A 12,891-nucleotide genomic window follows, 5' to 3' on the forward strand; every position below is an offset into this window, starting at 1 on the left:
ACATTAGCCGGCGCCATCACTGGCGCCGGCTCCCGTGGAACCGTCAGACGGCGACCACCTTGGCAAGATGGTCACCCAGCCGGCAGGCCAGCGCGGTGATCGTCGTCGTCGGATTGCATTCGCCCGACGTGCAGAACACCGAGGAGCCGCCGACATAGAGATTGTCCATGCCGTGCACCTTGCAGTTGGCGTCGACAACGCTCTTGGTGACGTCGGTGCCCATCCGCGTGCCACCCATATGGTGATGGCCCGCCGTCTCGTCGTTGGTCGGGTAGTCGCCGCCATTGGTGATCCAGTCGGCAATGCGCACCCGGCCGAGATTCTTCTCGATCAGCGTCGTGCCGAATAGCCTAAGCCCTTCGAGAAGGGTGCGGTGTTCCAGCTCCGATTTCTTCCAGTGCAGCTCGATGCGCGGCACGCCGGCATGGTCGACATCGGTCGTCGACAGTTCGATCCGGTTGGAGGCCAGCGGCGCCTGTTCCCAGGCAACATAAAGCTGGGCCGCGCAGCGCAGATTCTGGCTGAGCTTGGCGGACATCCATTCGGCCATGTCGGGCGCCGTGCAGGCGAGGTCGGCGATCAGGCTCTTGACGCCCGGATAGGGCGTCTCGATCAGCCTGATGCCGAAATTCATGATCCGCAGGCGCTCCATGGCGGCAAGCGCCGGCGAGAAGAAGACCTCGTTGACCGCATCGACTTCGAACTCGCCATAGTCGGCCAGGATGGCATTGCCGCCCTCGAAGGTCGGATGCTCCATCCAGTAGCGGCCAAGCGCCGTTGCATTCGGCACGACGCCGCCGTTCGAGCGCTGGTTCGACCACAGAAGCAGGCGCGAATTCTCCAGTCCGCCGGTGCAGACAATGAAATAGTCCGCGCTGAAGGCGCCGGCATCCTGCCCGTTGGACCACAGCCTGGCGCCCGTCACGCGTTTGCCGTCGCCGGCAAGTTCAGTGGCGTAGGTGTTGAGCACGACCGCGACGTTCCTGCTCTTGTCGAGCTCGTCGGCGAATTTTTCGCCGAAGCGCACCGCCGGGCTCTTGATCAGCTGCACCCAGCGAATATCGTCGGAGACCGGCACGTCCGGCCGGAAACCGGGAAGTTCGAGGATATCGTGCACCTCCGGCAGATAGGGTTCGATGTCGGCGCGGCGAATCGGCCAGCCCGTGTCGGGCGCCCAGGCCTTCGGCTCGAAATCCTGCTTGTCGAGCACGCGGCACCAGCCTGCCCAGTGGTTCGAGCTGCCACCCATGAACCGCAGCCGGGTGACGTCGAGATCGAAGTAGAAATCACCGACCGTGGTGCCACGGTAGAAATCCTGCGACTCGTCGCTGAATTCACGCGAGCCGGCCTCCAGCACCACGACCGGAATGCCGGCGGCGCCAAGCTTGCGGGCAATGGTGGTGCCGGCCGGGCCGGAGCCGAGGATGCAGACCTTGGCGGTGAAATTGGCGGCGCGAAACGCATCATAGCTGTCGAAGATCATGCTAGATCGCTCCGCTTCAGGATCCAGCCATTGACCTCCACGATCTCGTTCGGGTTGGCCCGGGTTGGATCAGCATGCGAGGCATCGGCGTCAGGCAGCGTGCGGAACAGGGACAGGGCAGGCAGTGCGATCAGAGCCTGCACGAGCGTGCGGCGGGATATTTTCTTGATGAAGAAACTCATGACTGGTCTCTCGGGTGGGGGCTTCGACGACGCATGGCGTTACCTGAACGACAGGTCCCGGAACGGCACATGCATCGCCGCAGAAGCCAGTATTGTGCCACGCTACCCGCAAAGCAGCGAAAACCGGGTAAACGGCGCAACCGAGTGCGAACAGGGTTAGGATTTCCTTAACGGGCCGGATCCGGTGGATCGGCGACCCGATCACGCCGCCTCGGAAATGTCCGTGTCGAGAATCGTCAGATTGCGGCCCCGGTGCTTCGCCTGGTAGAGGCGCCGGTCGGCCGCGCGCATCAGGTCCGATACGCTGATGTCCTCGCCGCAGACGGTTCCGCCGATGCTGACCGTGAGCGGAACGGTCCGCTCGTCGACGGGCCGGAAGCGGATCAACTCGACTTCGCGGCGAATGCGCTCGGCGACGCGCTTGGCCTCCTGCTCGGTGGCGCCGATCAGGAAGGCGCCGAACTCCTCGCCGCCGATGCGGCCGAGCACATCGCCGCTGCGCACGCCGCGTTCGATCGCGCTGGCGATCAAGAGCAGTGCGTCATCGCCGGTCAGGTGGCCAAAATTGTCGTTGATCCTCTTGAAGTGGTCGGCGTCGATGATCAGCAGCGCCCCGCGATCGGACTTGCGGCGGGAACCATCGAGGGCGGCGAAGAAGTTTTCCCGGTTGAGCATGCCGGTCATGTCGTCGCGGCTCGCCTTGTCCGCCAGGCGACGATGCGCGGCGGCGAGCTGGGCATGGGCTCGGGCAAGGTCGCGATGGGCGCTTTTCAGCCTGTCGCTTTGCCAGAAAGTGCTTGCGCTGGCGACCCAGGCGAGGACGAGCGGACAGAGCGTGGTGGTCAGCCAGATCGTGCGGTTGACCGGAAATCCCATCGCCGGAACGATGATCAGCGTCAAAAGGAGAGAGGCTGCGACAGAGGCAAAAGCAACGGCGGCGGATCTCAAAATTATGCTATTCATCGCTTGCTCCCACAGTCTGCCTCTGTGCCAGCAAGCCCTGAAGGCTACCTTTCCCGGATGCCTAAAATTTGAATGGTGACGCTATTTCCGCGACTCTCCGCGCGCATAAGTTGTGGATAAAGTCACTTTCAGAATGTCCGTTTCATGCCATAAGGAGCGCATGACCACACTGCCTGACCCCGCCCGCTTCGCTCATGTCACCGACTGGGTGTTCGACCTCGACAACACGCTCTATCCGCATCATTCGAATCTGTTCTCGCAGATCGACGTCAAGATGACCGCCTATGTCGGCGAACTGCTGGCATTGCCGCGCGAGGCGGCACGCAAGCTGCAGAAGGAGCTCTATCTCGAATATGGCACGACGCTGAACGGGCTGATGACGCGCCACGGCATCGACCCCGACGATTTCCTCGAGAAGGTGCATGACATCGATTATTCGTGGTTGGTGCCCGATCCCGTTCTCGGCACCGCCATCCGCCAGCTTCCGGGCCGCAAGTTCATCTTCACCAACGGCGACCGCAGGCATGCCGAACGCACCGCGCGCCAACTCGGCATCCTTGATCATTTCGACGACATTTTCGATATCGTCGCCGCCGGGCTCAACCCCAAACCGGCACGCCAGACCTACGAGAAATTCGCCGAACTCCACGCCGTCACCGGCCACAATGCGGTGATGTTCGAGGACCTTGCCCGCAACCTTGCGGTACCGAAGTCGCTGGGCATGACCACGGTGCTCGTCGTGCCGCGCAATTTCGAGCCGACCTTTTCCGAGATATGGGAGCGCGACCCGGCCAACGAGGATGATGTCGATTTCGTCACCGACGACCTCGCCGGCTTCCTGACCGCCATCGTCGAGGTCACCGCCTGAGGTTCATCGGCATTCAGGTGATGCCGAGCCGGCCTGGCCGGAATCTCGGCGAACCCTGACCAGCCTGCCCTCACAGATTGTAGAAGCGGCTGATGATCCCCCAGGCCTCGTCGGCGGTGTCGACGAAATCGATGATGTCCTGGTCGCCGGGGCTGATCGTGCCCTGTTCGGCGAGGAAATCGAGATCGATCGCCCGTTTCCAGAAGGATTTGCCAAACAGGATCACCGGTACGCGCTCCATGCGCCCGGTCTGGATCAGGGTCAGCGTCTCGAAGAACTCGTCCATCGTGCCGAAGCCGCCGGGAAACACCGCGACCGCCTTGGCGCGCATGACGAAATGCATCTTGCGAATGGCGAAATAGTGGAAGTTGAAGCAGAGCTCCGGCGTCACATAGGCGTTCGGCGCCTGCTCGTGCGGCAAGACGATGTTGAGCCCGATCGATGGCGCGCCAACGTCGTCGGCGCCGCGATTGCCGGCTTCCATCACACCGGGCCCGCCGCCTGTCACCACGACATATTCGCGGTAGTATGACGCCGCCGACTGCTGCGAGCACAGCCGCGCGAACTTGCGCGCCTCCTCATAATATTTGCTGTTTTCCTCGAGGTTCTTTTTCTGCGTCTCGTTCTTGGCCGCCCAGGCCTCGCCGCCAGGTTCCGGCAGGCGTGCGCCGCCGAACAGGATCACCGTCGAGCGGATGCCGCGTTCGGCCAGGATCATTTCCGGCTTCAAGAGTTCGAGCTGCAGCCTGACCGCCCGCAATTCGCGCCGTGTCATGAATTCGGGATCGTTCCAGGCGAGCCGATAGGTCTCGGCACGCGTCTGCGGCGTGTCCGGCACGCTCTTCGACCGCTCCAGATCCTCGTCCGAATGCGGCAGCGGCGTCCACCCCGCCTTTTCCATAGGAGTCATAATGGCCTTACCCGTCCAGATTCTTCACTTGCGCCGTCCCATGACGCAGCCGCGATTGACCCTCATTGAGCCTTAACATAAGCAGGTTCCGCGAAAGTGTCCGGCGGTTTTGCGACAAGAACCTGCTACATGCAAAGACCCGGGCAGGCAAAGCCTGCCAGGGGTCCGCGCGACTTCGAACAGGGTAAGGCGCAGCCCCTTAACAGCTTGGTAATGGAGCAAATTCATGTCGAAGCCCGATCTGGGGAGCCTCGAGAAGACCATTGAGAAGGCCTTCGAGGAACGCGACACGATTTCGACGGCGACCCGCGGCGAAACCCGCGACGCCATCCAATCGGCGCTCGACCTGCTCGACCGCGGCACCGTCCGCGTCGCCGAGCGGCAGGCCGACGGCAAATGGCATGTCAACCAGTGGCTGAAGAAGGCCGTGCTGTTATCCTTCCGGCTCAATCCGATGGAGATCATCAAGGGCGGTCCCGGCCAGGCCGTGTGGTGGGACAAGGTGCCGTCGAAGTTCGACGGCTGGAGCGCCGTCGACTTCGAGAAGGCGGGCTTCCGCGCCGTACCGTCGTCGATCGTGCGCCGTTCCGCCTATGTCGCGCCGGGCGCCGTGCTGATGCCGTCCTTCGTCAATGTCGGCGCCTATGTCGACAGCGGCACAATGGTCGATACCTGGGCCTCGGTCGGCTCCTGCGCCCAGATCGGCAAGAACGTGCATCTGTCGGGCGGCGTCGGCATCGGCGGTGTGCTGGAGCCGATGCAGGCCGGCCCGACCATCATCGAGGACAATTGCTTCATCGGCGCGCGCTCGGAAGTGGTCGAGGGCTGCATCGTGCGCGAAGGCTCGGTGCTCGGCATGGGCGTCTTCATCGGCCAGTCGACCAAAATCGTCGACCGCGCCACAGGCGAAGTCTTCTACGGCGAAGTGCCGCCGAATTCCGTCGTTGTCGCCGGGTCGATGCCTGGCAAGCCTTTTCCGAACAACGAGCCTGGCCCGGGTCTTTACTGCGCCGTCATCGTCAAGCGGGTCGACGCCAAGACCCGCTCCAAGACCTCGATCAACGAATTGCTGCGCGATTGATCTTTGCGCAAAGCGAGCGCACCTTCCGCCGGCGCGACAATCCGTCGCGCTGGTTCTACATGGAGGGGTGAAATGGACTGGAAGTATCTGCTCACAAGCTTTGATGGTCGTATCAACCGTGGCAAGTTCTGGGCTGGCATCGGCGTATTCATCGTTATCGGCATCATAGCTTTCATTCTCGATGCGATCCTCGGCACACGTTTCACCACCGCCAGTGGCGCCCAGGTCGGCGTCATCGGCATCCTCTTCGCACTGGCATCGATCTATTTCGCGATTGCTCTCTATGCCAAACGCTGGCACGACCGCAACAAGTCGGGCTGGTGGACGCTGATCGGCCTCGTACCCATTATCGGCGGCATCTGGCTGCTGGTGGAGCTCGGCATTCTCGAAGGCACCAGGGGTGCCAATCAATATGGACCGGACCCGCTTGCCTGACAGATCAGATCTCACCTGGCTTTTCTGCAAAACATCGGGCCGCGTCAGTCGCGCGGCCTATTTTCTTGGCGGGTTGCTCGTCGCCATCATACAGCTCTTTCCGCTCTACCGCTTCACGCTGGTGCCGGAAGGCTCTGCCGAGAGCAACATGTGGTCGTTCATCTTCTTCATCGCCTTCATCGCTTCGCTGTGGTCGAACATCGCGCTGGCGGTCAAGCGGCTGCACGACCTCGACAAGCCGGGCATTGCCGCGCTGATCCTGTTCGTGCCGGTGGTCTCGATCGTCGCCTTCCTTGTGTTATGCCTGTTTCCAGGGCAGCCTGGGCCCAACCGCTATGGCCGGCGCACCAACGAGCCGGAACAATCCTGAGGGCCGATCGGACATGCGCTACCGCACGCTTGATCCGAAACTGATCATCGACACCGCTGAACGGCTGGAGGGCCGCGTCGCCGAGCGCTTTCCCGACGCCGGACTGCGCGGCGTCGCCGCCGAACTGGTGTCGCTGTCACGCGATCTGGCCAAGGCGGCTCAGGCGCTCGAAGCGCCGATCTGGTGGCTGCGCGGGCTCATCATCGCCGCCGTCGTCGCCGGCGCGCTGGTCTTCCTGTTCGTCGGCACCATCCTGCCGCTCATCCACATCTCCCAGGCCGATGATGCGGTTCAGTCGGTGCAAGGCATCGAAGCCACGATCAACATGATGATCCTCGCCGTGCTCGGCTTCCTGGCGCTGGTCCGCACCGAGGAGCGCATCAAGCGCAAGCGGGTGTTTCGCCAACTGCACGGCCTGCGGTCGCTGATCCATGTCATCGACATGCACCAGCTGACCAAGGATCCGGCAGCCCTCTCAGTCAATTTCAAGCCGACCTCGCACTCGCCGGCCCGCATCACCAATGCCGCCGACCTGGCGCGCTACCTCGACTATTGCTCCGAAATGCTGTCGATCACCGGCAAGATCGCCGCGCTGTTCGCGCAGTCGGTCAATGACGACGTGGTCATCGACGGCGTCAACGACATCGAGAACCTGGCGTCCAACCTGTCGCGGAAAATCTGGCAGAAGATCACGCTGATCGAGGCCCATCCGGCGGCGCAACAACCTGCTCCGGCGCCAGGCCCGGCGAGCCAAGCCGCCCCGCTTCCGCCGCGCGCACCAAGGCGGTAACCTTTTTAAGCAAGGGCGCCGGCGTACCGGTCTTTTCGGCGAGGCCGAGCACCGCCCCTTGCAGGTCGCCGATCTCCGTCGGCCTGCCGCGCTGCAGATCGTCCCACATTGACGAACGCGCTTGCGGGTCGATCGCCAGCATGCGGCGCGCCAGCAGCCTGAACAGCCAGTCCGGCAGCCTGAGCACCTTCGGCAGCAGTGCCGGCCGCAAGCCGGCGATCCGCGCCGGCTCGATGCCGGACGCCTTCATCGCCCTGAGCGCCTCGTCGATTTGGCCGGCCAGGATCATCCGCCAGCGACGGTCGGCGAGTTCGCTCGCCAGTGGCAGGCCGGACAGCGCCACCAGCGCGTTGTTCAAATTCATCAGCAGCTTGCCCCACAGCACGGCCTTCATGTCGCCATGGGCTTCGACCGCAAACCCTTCGACACCGAGAAGGCCGGCCAGGCCGGCATCACTGTCTTCGATCATCACCTTGCCGTCGCTGGCGCGGTGGACGCGCAGCGGCAACTCGCTGTCCGCGGACTGCACCACATTGAACGGCACCATGCCGGCCAGCACCGTGCGGCCGTCGAGCCCGGCGCGCAGCCTGTCGGCATTGTCGACGCCGTTCTGCAGGCTGACCACCACCGCATCGCGGCGGGCGTGGGCTCTGATGACGGCTGCCATATCTTGCGTCGCGCCGCTCTTGACCGTGACCAGGATCACGTCCGCCTGAGGCAGGGCGACAGCCGGATCGGCGGTGACGGCAAGCGCGTCCGGCGCGATCATGCGGTCGCGGCCCTGGAGGTCGCTGACCCGCAATCCGCCCTGCCGCAAGGCCGCCTCGATGCGTGGCCGGGCCAGCAGGACCATCCAGCGCCCGGCGAGCGCCAGGCAGCCGCCGGCATAGCAGCCGATGCTGCCGGCGCCGGCAATGACGATCCTCTTGTCCGCGTTTGCCATCCCGTCGCTCCGCACCGCCCCGCAACTATACGACATGAAAACCATAATGTCGGCGCCATCACTGGCCCTTATGTCTGGCCGTGACAGGCCCGCCGCTTTCGATTATCGCTTTTGCCATGACGCTGCCGACCGATCCCGCCGAAAACCTCGCCGCCCTTATTCGTTGTGCTTCGGTGACGCCCGCCGAAGGCGGCGCGCTGACCGCGCTGGAGACGATGCTGAAACCGCTCGGCTTCCTGGTCGATCGGCCAGTGTTTTCGGAAGGTGGCACGCCGGACATCCAAAACCTCTATGCCAGGCGTTCCGGCAACGGCCCGCATCTGATGTTCGCCGGCCACACTGACGTGGTACCGGTCGGCGACGAAGCCGCCTGGACGCGTCCGCCCTTCGGCGCCGAAATCGCCAATGGCGAGATGTATGGCCGTGGTGCCGTCGACATGAAGGGCGGCATTGCCTGTTTCATCGCCGCCGTGGCGCGCCATGTCGAGAACAATGGCGGCCCGAAAGGCTCGATCTCGCTGCTGATCACCGGCGACGAGGAAGGGCCGGCCATCAACGGCACGGTCAAGCTGCTCGAATGGGCGGCTTCCAGGGGCGAGAAATGGGATGCCTCGATCGTCGGCGAGCCGACCAACCCCGACGCGCTTGGCGACATGATCAAGATCGGCCGCCGCGGCTCGATGTCGGGCGCCATCACCGTCAACGGCCGCCAGGGCCATGTCGCCTACCCACAGCTTGCCGACAATCCGGTGCGCGGCCTGATGGGCGTGGTCGATGCCTTGCTGCATCCTGTCTTCGACAAGGGAACCAGGGACTTCCAGCCGACCAATCTGGAGGTGACCTCCATCGATGTCGGCAACCCGGCCACCAATGTCATTCCGGCCAAGGCGACCGCCACCTTCAACATCCGCTTCAACGACACCTGGACGGCCGAGACCGTGCAGGCGGAAATCCACAACCGGCTCGATCAGGCGGCCAAACGCAAGAAGTACCGGCAGGGCAAGAAGACACCGGTCGACTACGACCTCGTCTGGCGCGACCGGCCGAGCCATGTCTTCCTGACCCGTGACGACAGGCTGATCGAAACGCTGCGCGGTTCGATCAGGTCGGCGGTCGGCAAGGAGCCGACGCTGTCGACATCGGGAGGCACTTCGGATGCGCGCTTCATCAAGGACTATTGTCCGGTGGTCGAGTTCGGGCTGGTCGGCAAGACCATGCACATGGTCGACGAGCGGGTCGCCATTGCAGATCTGGAAACGCTGACCCAAATCTACCAACGCTTCATCGAAGACTGGTTCGGGCAGGCATGAGCATGCTTTCAGCTGACGAAACGCAAGCTTCGCTGACGGGCGCCTGGCGGCTGATGCTCGGCAAGGCGGACGGCTTGCGCCTGCTCGACCTGTCGGCCGACGGCTTCTGGAATTCCTTTTTTGCCATCATCGTCGCTGCACCCGCGCTGATCGTCGGCTGGGTCGGCATCGCCAACGAGATCGGCGATCCCGACGCTTTCGCCGGACGCTTCAGCATGCTGTTGCGCCTGGCGACGGTCGATATCGGCTCCTGGGTGCTGCCGCTCATCGCTCTGGCTCTGGTCGCGCCGCGCGCCGGCATTGGCGGCCGCTTCGTCCACTATGTCGTTGCCAGCAACTGGGCCTCGGCCATCACCGCCTGGCTGATGCTGCCCTCGGCGCTGATCAGGCTTTTCCTGTCGTCGGCAAGCCAGGTTTCGAGCCTTGTGTCGCTGCTGCTGTTTGCCCTGTCCATGGTGCTGACCTGGCGCATGACCAACACCACAATCGGCAAGGGCGTAGCCATAGGCTCCGCCGTTTTCGTCGGCATGTTCATCGCCTCGCTGTTGGCGCTGTTCGGCCTGCAGGCGCTGCTCGGCATCACCGTGCCGGACGATGTCGGGTCTCAGAGCCTTTCCGGGTTCATCTCGGGATAGAGCCTTATGGGGCTCTATCCTGGATAGTCGACGCCCATGGGATAGTCGACCCCAATGAGAAATAGCCCATCGGGTGGCGCCACCTGGCCGCAGGCGGCGCGGTCGTGCGCCTCGAGCGCTGCTTTGAGGTCGGCGACGGTCCAGGCGCCTTCTCCGACTCGTTTGAGCGAGCCGACCATCGAACGCACCTGATTGTGCAGGAACGAGCGCGCCGAAGCCTTCACCTCGATCAGGTCACCCTCTCGGCTCACGTCGAGCCGCTCCAGCGTCCTGATCGGGCTGTTGGCCTGGCACTGGGTCGAGCGGAAGGTGGTGAAGTCATGCCGACCGAGCAGGACTTTTGCTGCTTCGTGCATGGCGTCGGCATCGAGCCGTTTCGGCACCCACCACACCTTGCCCTTGTCGATCGCCGCCGGCGCGCGGCGGTTGAGGATGCGGTAGACATAATGGCGGCCGGTGGCTGAGAAGCGCGCGTCGAAGCTGTCTGCAACGACCGTTGCCTTCAGGACGGCGATATGTGCGCCGGCCATCTGCAGATGTGCGTTGACGGCATCACGCACCTTGTCGCTGGGCCACGCCTTGGCGAGGTCGACATGCGCCACCTGGGCGGTTGCATGCACGCCGGCATCGGTGCGGCCGGCGGCGCGCAACCGGACCTCTTCGCCGGAGAATTTTTCGATCGCCTGTTCGATCGCTTGCTGCACCGAAGGTTGATCCGCCTGGTGCTGCCAGCCGGCAAACAGGCTGCCGTCATATTCGATGTCGAGGCGAAAACGCGGCATGCTAGAGCATGATGCCGAAAAGTGTGAAGCGGCTTTCGGACGACATCATGCTCTATCTCTTTGAGTTAGAGGCGAATTCAGATGCCGCTTACGCGGCGAGTGCCGACCCGAAGGCCGAGGCGTAAACCAGCCTGCCGGCTTCCGGGGCGTCGCCCCAGGTCAGTGCCTGCAGGGCCCCGCTCTGGTACTCGCTCTCGAACTTTTCGGCGCGTGCATGGGTGTAGCCGAAACGGCTGTAATAGGCCGGATCACCCAGCACCACGGCCAGCGTCTCGCCGGCATCCCTGAGGCGGATATGCGCCTCGCGGATCAGCGCGCCGCCAATGCCGCTGCCATGGAACGAGGGCTCGACCGCCAGCGGCGCGAGCGCCACGGCCGCAAAGTTCTTGCCGCCGCTCTGGACGAACAGCCGCGAAAACAGGATGTGGCCGACCACCTGGCCGTCCTCTTCCGCCACCAGTTCGGCAACGGCGTCGCCGCCGGTCACCAGCGCGTCGACCAGTCCGGCCTCCGCCTGCTGGCCGAAAGCGTGTTCCTCGACGAGGCGGATGGCCTCGCGATCCCGCGGCGTCGCCGCGCGTATCGACATCATGCTCATGAGAATTTCATTCCTTTTTCGATCTTGGCCCCGCGCAGGAATTCCGACGCGGCAGCGGGCCTTCCGCCCGCCCGTTGAACTTCGACCAGACTGATCGCGCCTGCCCCGCAGGCGACCGTCAGCCGGTCATCGAGAATTCCTCCCGACTCGCCGGCGCCTTGCGATAGCGTCGAGCGAAGCAGTTTCAGCCGTTCCGGGCGGCCGCCAATTGCAATCTCGGACCAGGCCCCGGGAAAGGGCGACAGGCCACGAATGGTATTGTGCACTTCGCTCGCCGAGCGAGTCCAGTCCAAGCGAGTCTCAGATTTATCGATTTTTTTGGCGTAGGTCACCCCTTCCACCGCTTGTGCGGAAAATGTCAGGGTGTTCCTTTCCAGTCGCGCCAGCGCTTCCACCATCAGTGCAGCACCGACACTCATCAACCGATCATGCAGATCGCCGGCATTCATATCGGGTTCGATGGCGCATTTTTCAACCATTGCCACCGGGCCGGTGTCCAGGCCCTCTTCCATGCGCATCACCATCATGCCGGTTTCGCTGTCCCCGGACATGATCGCGCGCTGGATCGGCGCGGCACCCCGCCAGCGCGGCAAAAGCGAGGCATGGCCGTTGATGCAGCCGAGCCGGAGTGCCTCCAGAACCGCCTTCGGCAGCAGCAAGCCATAAGCGACGACCACTGCGACATCGGCCCGCAGGGCGCGGAAAGCAGCCTGCTCGGCCTCGCCTTTGAGCGATACCGGTGTACGCGTCTCGATGCCCAGCCGCTCCGCCTCGCGCTGCACCGGCGACGGCGTCAGTTCCAGCCCGCGCCGTCCGGCGGCGCGCGGCGGCTGCGTATAGACGGCGGCGACCTCATGTCCGGCCTCCGCGATGGCCCGCAGCGTCGGCACCGAAAACTCCGGCGTGCCCATGAAGATGACGCGAAGGGGCATTTCCCCTATCCCACCATCTTGCCTGGCGCCTTGTCCCTGGCGAGCTTCTTGAACTTCTTCACCACCATGTCGCGCTTCAGCTTCGAGATGTGGTCGATGAACAAGACGCCATTGAGGTGGTCGATCTCGTGCTGCAGGCAGGTCGCCATCAGCCCCTCGGCCTCGATCTCCTGCAGCTTGCCGTCGCGGTCGAGATAATTGACCCGCACGGCTGCCGGGCGTTCGACCTCGGCATAGTAGTCCGGGATCGACAGGCAGCCTTCCTCGTAGACGGAGCGCGTGTCGGCGCTGCTCAGGATTTCCGGGTTGATGAAGACATGCGGTGCCGGAGTCTCCTCTTCCTTGGCCAGATCGATCACCAGCATGCGTACCGGTTCGCCGATCTGGATTGCCGCCAGTCCGATGCCGGGCGCGTCATACATCGTCGCCAGCATGTCGTCGGCTAATTTGCGCAAGGGCCCGTCGACGCGCTCCACCGGCTTCGAAACCTGGCGCAGGATGGGGTCGGGAAGGATGATGAGCGGCTTGATCGGCATGGCGTTCCACCTAAGACCTCCAGCGAAAAGCGTCAACCGGGGCGCCGGGGCCTCGTTCACGTTTTGATCTGTG

General features: G+C 63.8%; 16 protein-coding genes. 7 read left to right on the forward strand and 9 right to left on the reverse strand.

Features of this window, described 5'->3' with window-relative positions; all coding sequences use genetic code 11:
• Positions 1-43: 43 nt before the first annotated feature.
• The 3 genes from AC07FD_RS29970 to AC07FD_RS29980 form a co-directional block, all read right to left on the reverse strand.
• Complete coding sequence (locus AC07FD_RS29970; RefSeq protein WP_478352782.1) at positions 44-1,483, reverse strand: GMC oxidoreductase; 1,440 nt, start codon at positions 1,481-1,483, stop codon at positions 44-46.
• Positions 1,480-1,665, reverse strand: a complete 186-nt coding sequence (locus AC07FD_RS29975; RefSeq protein WP_478352783.1) for a hypothetical protein — start codon at positions 1,663-1,665, stop codon at positions 1,480-1,482. The genes AC07FD_RS29970 and AC07FD_RS29975 overlap by 4 nt, the downstream gene beginning before the upstream one ends.
• 201 nt (positions 1,666-1,866) lie before the next feature.
• Positions 1,867-2,628 (reverse strand): GGDEF domain-containing protein, encoded by a 762-nt coding sequence (locus AC07FD_RS29980; protein WP_095083469.1) that lies wholly within the window; start codon positions 2,626-2,628, stop codon positions 1,867-1,869.
• A 160-nt stretch (positions 2,629-2,788) separates the two neighbouring features.
• Here AC07FD_RS29980 and AC07FD_RS29985 point away from each other — a divergent pair, with 160 nt between their 5' ends.
• Complete coding sequence (locus AC07FD_RS29985) at positions 2,789-3,496, forward strand: pyrimidine 5'-nucleotidase (RefSeq protein ID WP_477281067.1); 708 nt, start codon at positions 2,789-2,791, stop codon at positions 3,494-3,496.
• 70 nt (positions 3,497-3,566) lie between these two features.
• Here AC07FD_RS29985 and AC07FD_RS29990 read toward each other — a convergent pair whose 3' ends face one another.
• Positions 3,567-4,406 (reverse strand): LOG family protein, encoded by an 840-nt coding sequence (locus AC07FD_RS29990; protein ID WP_095083465.1) that lies wholly within the window; start codon positions 4,404-4,406, stop codon positions 3,567-3,569.
• A gap of 226 nt (positions 4,407-4,632) precedes the next feature.
• On the opposite strand from AC07FD_RS29990, the gene dapD reads away from it, so the two are divergent.
• From dapD to AC07FD_RS30010, 4 genes are all read left to right on the forward strand, one after another.
• Positions 4,633-5,487 (forward strand): 2,3,4,5-tetrahydropyridine-2,6-dicarboxylate N-succinyltransferase, encoded by an 855-nt coding sequence (gene dapD, locus AC07FD_RS29995; RefSeq protein ID WP_478352784.1) that lies wholly within the window; start codon positions 4,633-4,635, stop codon positions 5,485-5,487.
• Between the two features lie 72 nt (positions 5,488-5,559).
• A complete protein-coding gene (locus AC07FD_RS30000) occupies positions 5,560-5,922 on the forward strand; it encodes a DUF805 domain-containing protein (protein WP_184872963.1) in 363 nt (120 codons plus the stop codon).
• The gene (locus AC07FD_RS30005; RefSeq protein WP_478352785.1) at positions 5,915-6,292 is read left to right on the forward strand and encodes a DUF805 domain-containing protein; all 378 of its coding nucleotides are present in this window, start codon (positions 5,915-5,917) and stop codon (positions 6,290-6,292) included. The genes AC07FD_RS30000 and AC07FD_RS30005 overlap by 8 nt, the downstream gene beginning before the upstream one ends.
• Before the next feature lie 13 nt (positions 6,293-6,305).
• Positions 6,306-7,082: a hypothetical protein gene (locus tag AC07FD_RS30010; protein WP_478352786.1), complete on the forward strand. Its 777-nt coding sequence runs from the start codon at positions 6,306-6,308 to the stop codon at positions 7,080-7,082.
• Here the strand turns inward: AC07FD_RS30010 and AC07FD_RS30015 are convergent.
• Positions 6,982-8,025: a 2-dehydropantoate 2-reductase gene (locus AC07FD_RS30015; protein ID WP_478352787.1), complete on the reverse strand. Its 1,044-nt coding sequence runs from the start codon at positions 8,023-8,025 to the stop codon at positions 6,982-6,984. The genes AC07FD_RS30010 and AC07FD_RS30015 overlap by 101 nt on opposite strands.
• A gap of 116 nt (positions 8,026-8,141) precedes the next feature.
• Here AC07FD_RS30015 and dapE point away from each other — a divergent pair, with 116 nt between their 5' ends.
• Both dapE and AC07FD_RS30025 read left to right on the forward strand, forming a co-directional pair.
• Positions 8,142-9,335 carry a succinyl-diaminopimelate desuccinylase gene (dapE, locus tag AC07FD_RS30020; RefSeq protein WP_478352788.1) on the forward strand — a complete coding sequence of 398 codons (1,194 nt, stop codon included), beginning with the start codon at positions 8,142-8,144 and terminating at the stop codon, positions 9,333-9,335.
• A 2-nt stretch (positions 9,336-9,337) separates the two neighbouring features.
• On the forward strand, positions 9,338-9,970 hold the full coding sequence (locus AC07FD_RS30025; protein WP_478352789.1) for a transporter: 633 nt from the start codon (positions 9,338-9,340) through the stop codon (positions 9,968-9,970).
• A 14-nt stretch (positions 9,971-9,984) separates the two neighbouring features.
• On the opposite strand, the gene truA is transcribed toward AC07FD_RS30025, so the two are convergent.
• From truA to def, 4 genes are all read right to left on the reverse strand, one after another.
• The gene (gene truA, locus AC07FD_RS30030) at positions 9,985-10,752 is read right to left on the reverse strand and encodes a tRNA pseudouridine(38-40) synthase TruA (RefSeq protein WP_478352790.1); all 768 of its coding nucleotides are present in this window, start codon (positions 10,750-10,752) and stop codon (positions 9,985-9,987) included.
• Between the two features lie 88 nt (positions 10,753-10,840).
• Positions 10,841-11,350, reverse strand: coding sequence for a GNAT family N-acetyltransferase (locus AC07FD_RS30035; protein ID WP_478352791.1), 510 nt, complete (start codon positions 11,348-11,350; stop codon positions 10,841-10,843).
• Positions 11,347-12,282 carry a methionyl-tRNA formyltransferase gene (fmt, locus tag AC07FD_RS30040; RefSeq protein ID WP_478352792.1) on the reverse strand — a complete coding sequence of 312 codons (936 nt, stop codon included), beginning with the start codon at positions 12,280-12,282 and terminating at the stop codon, positions 11,347-11,349. The genes AC07FD_RS30035 and fmt overlap by 4 nt, the downstream gene beginning before the upstream one ends.
• A gap of 5 nt (positions 12,283-12,287) precedes the next feature.
• Positions 12,288-12,818 carry a peptide deformylase gene (gene def / locus AC07FD_RS30045; RefSeq protein WP_478352793.1) on the reverse strand — a complete coding sequence of 177 codons (531 nt, stop codon included), beginning with the start codon at positions 12,816-12,818 and terminating at the stop codon, positions 12,288-12,290.
• Positions 12,819-12,891 lie beyond the last annotated feature (73 nt).

The sequence above is a fragment of the Mesorhizobium waitakense genome, assembly GCF_056431085.1.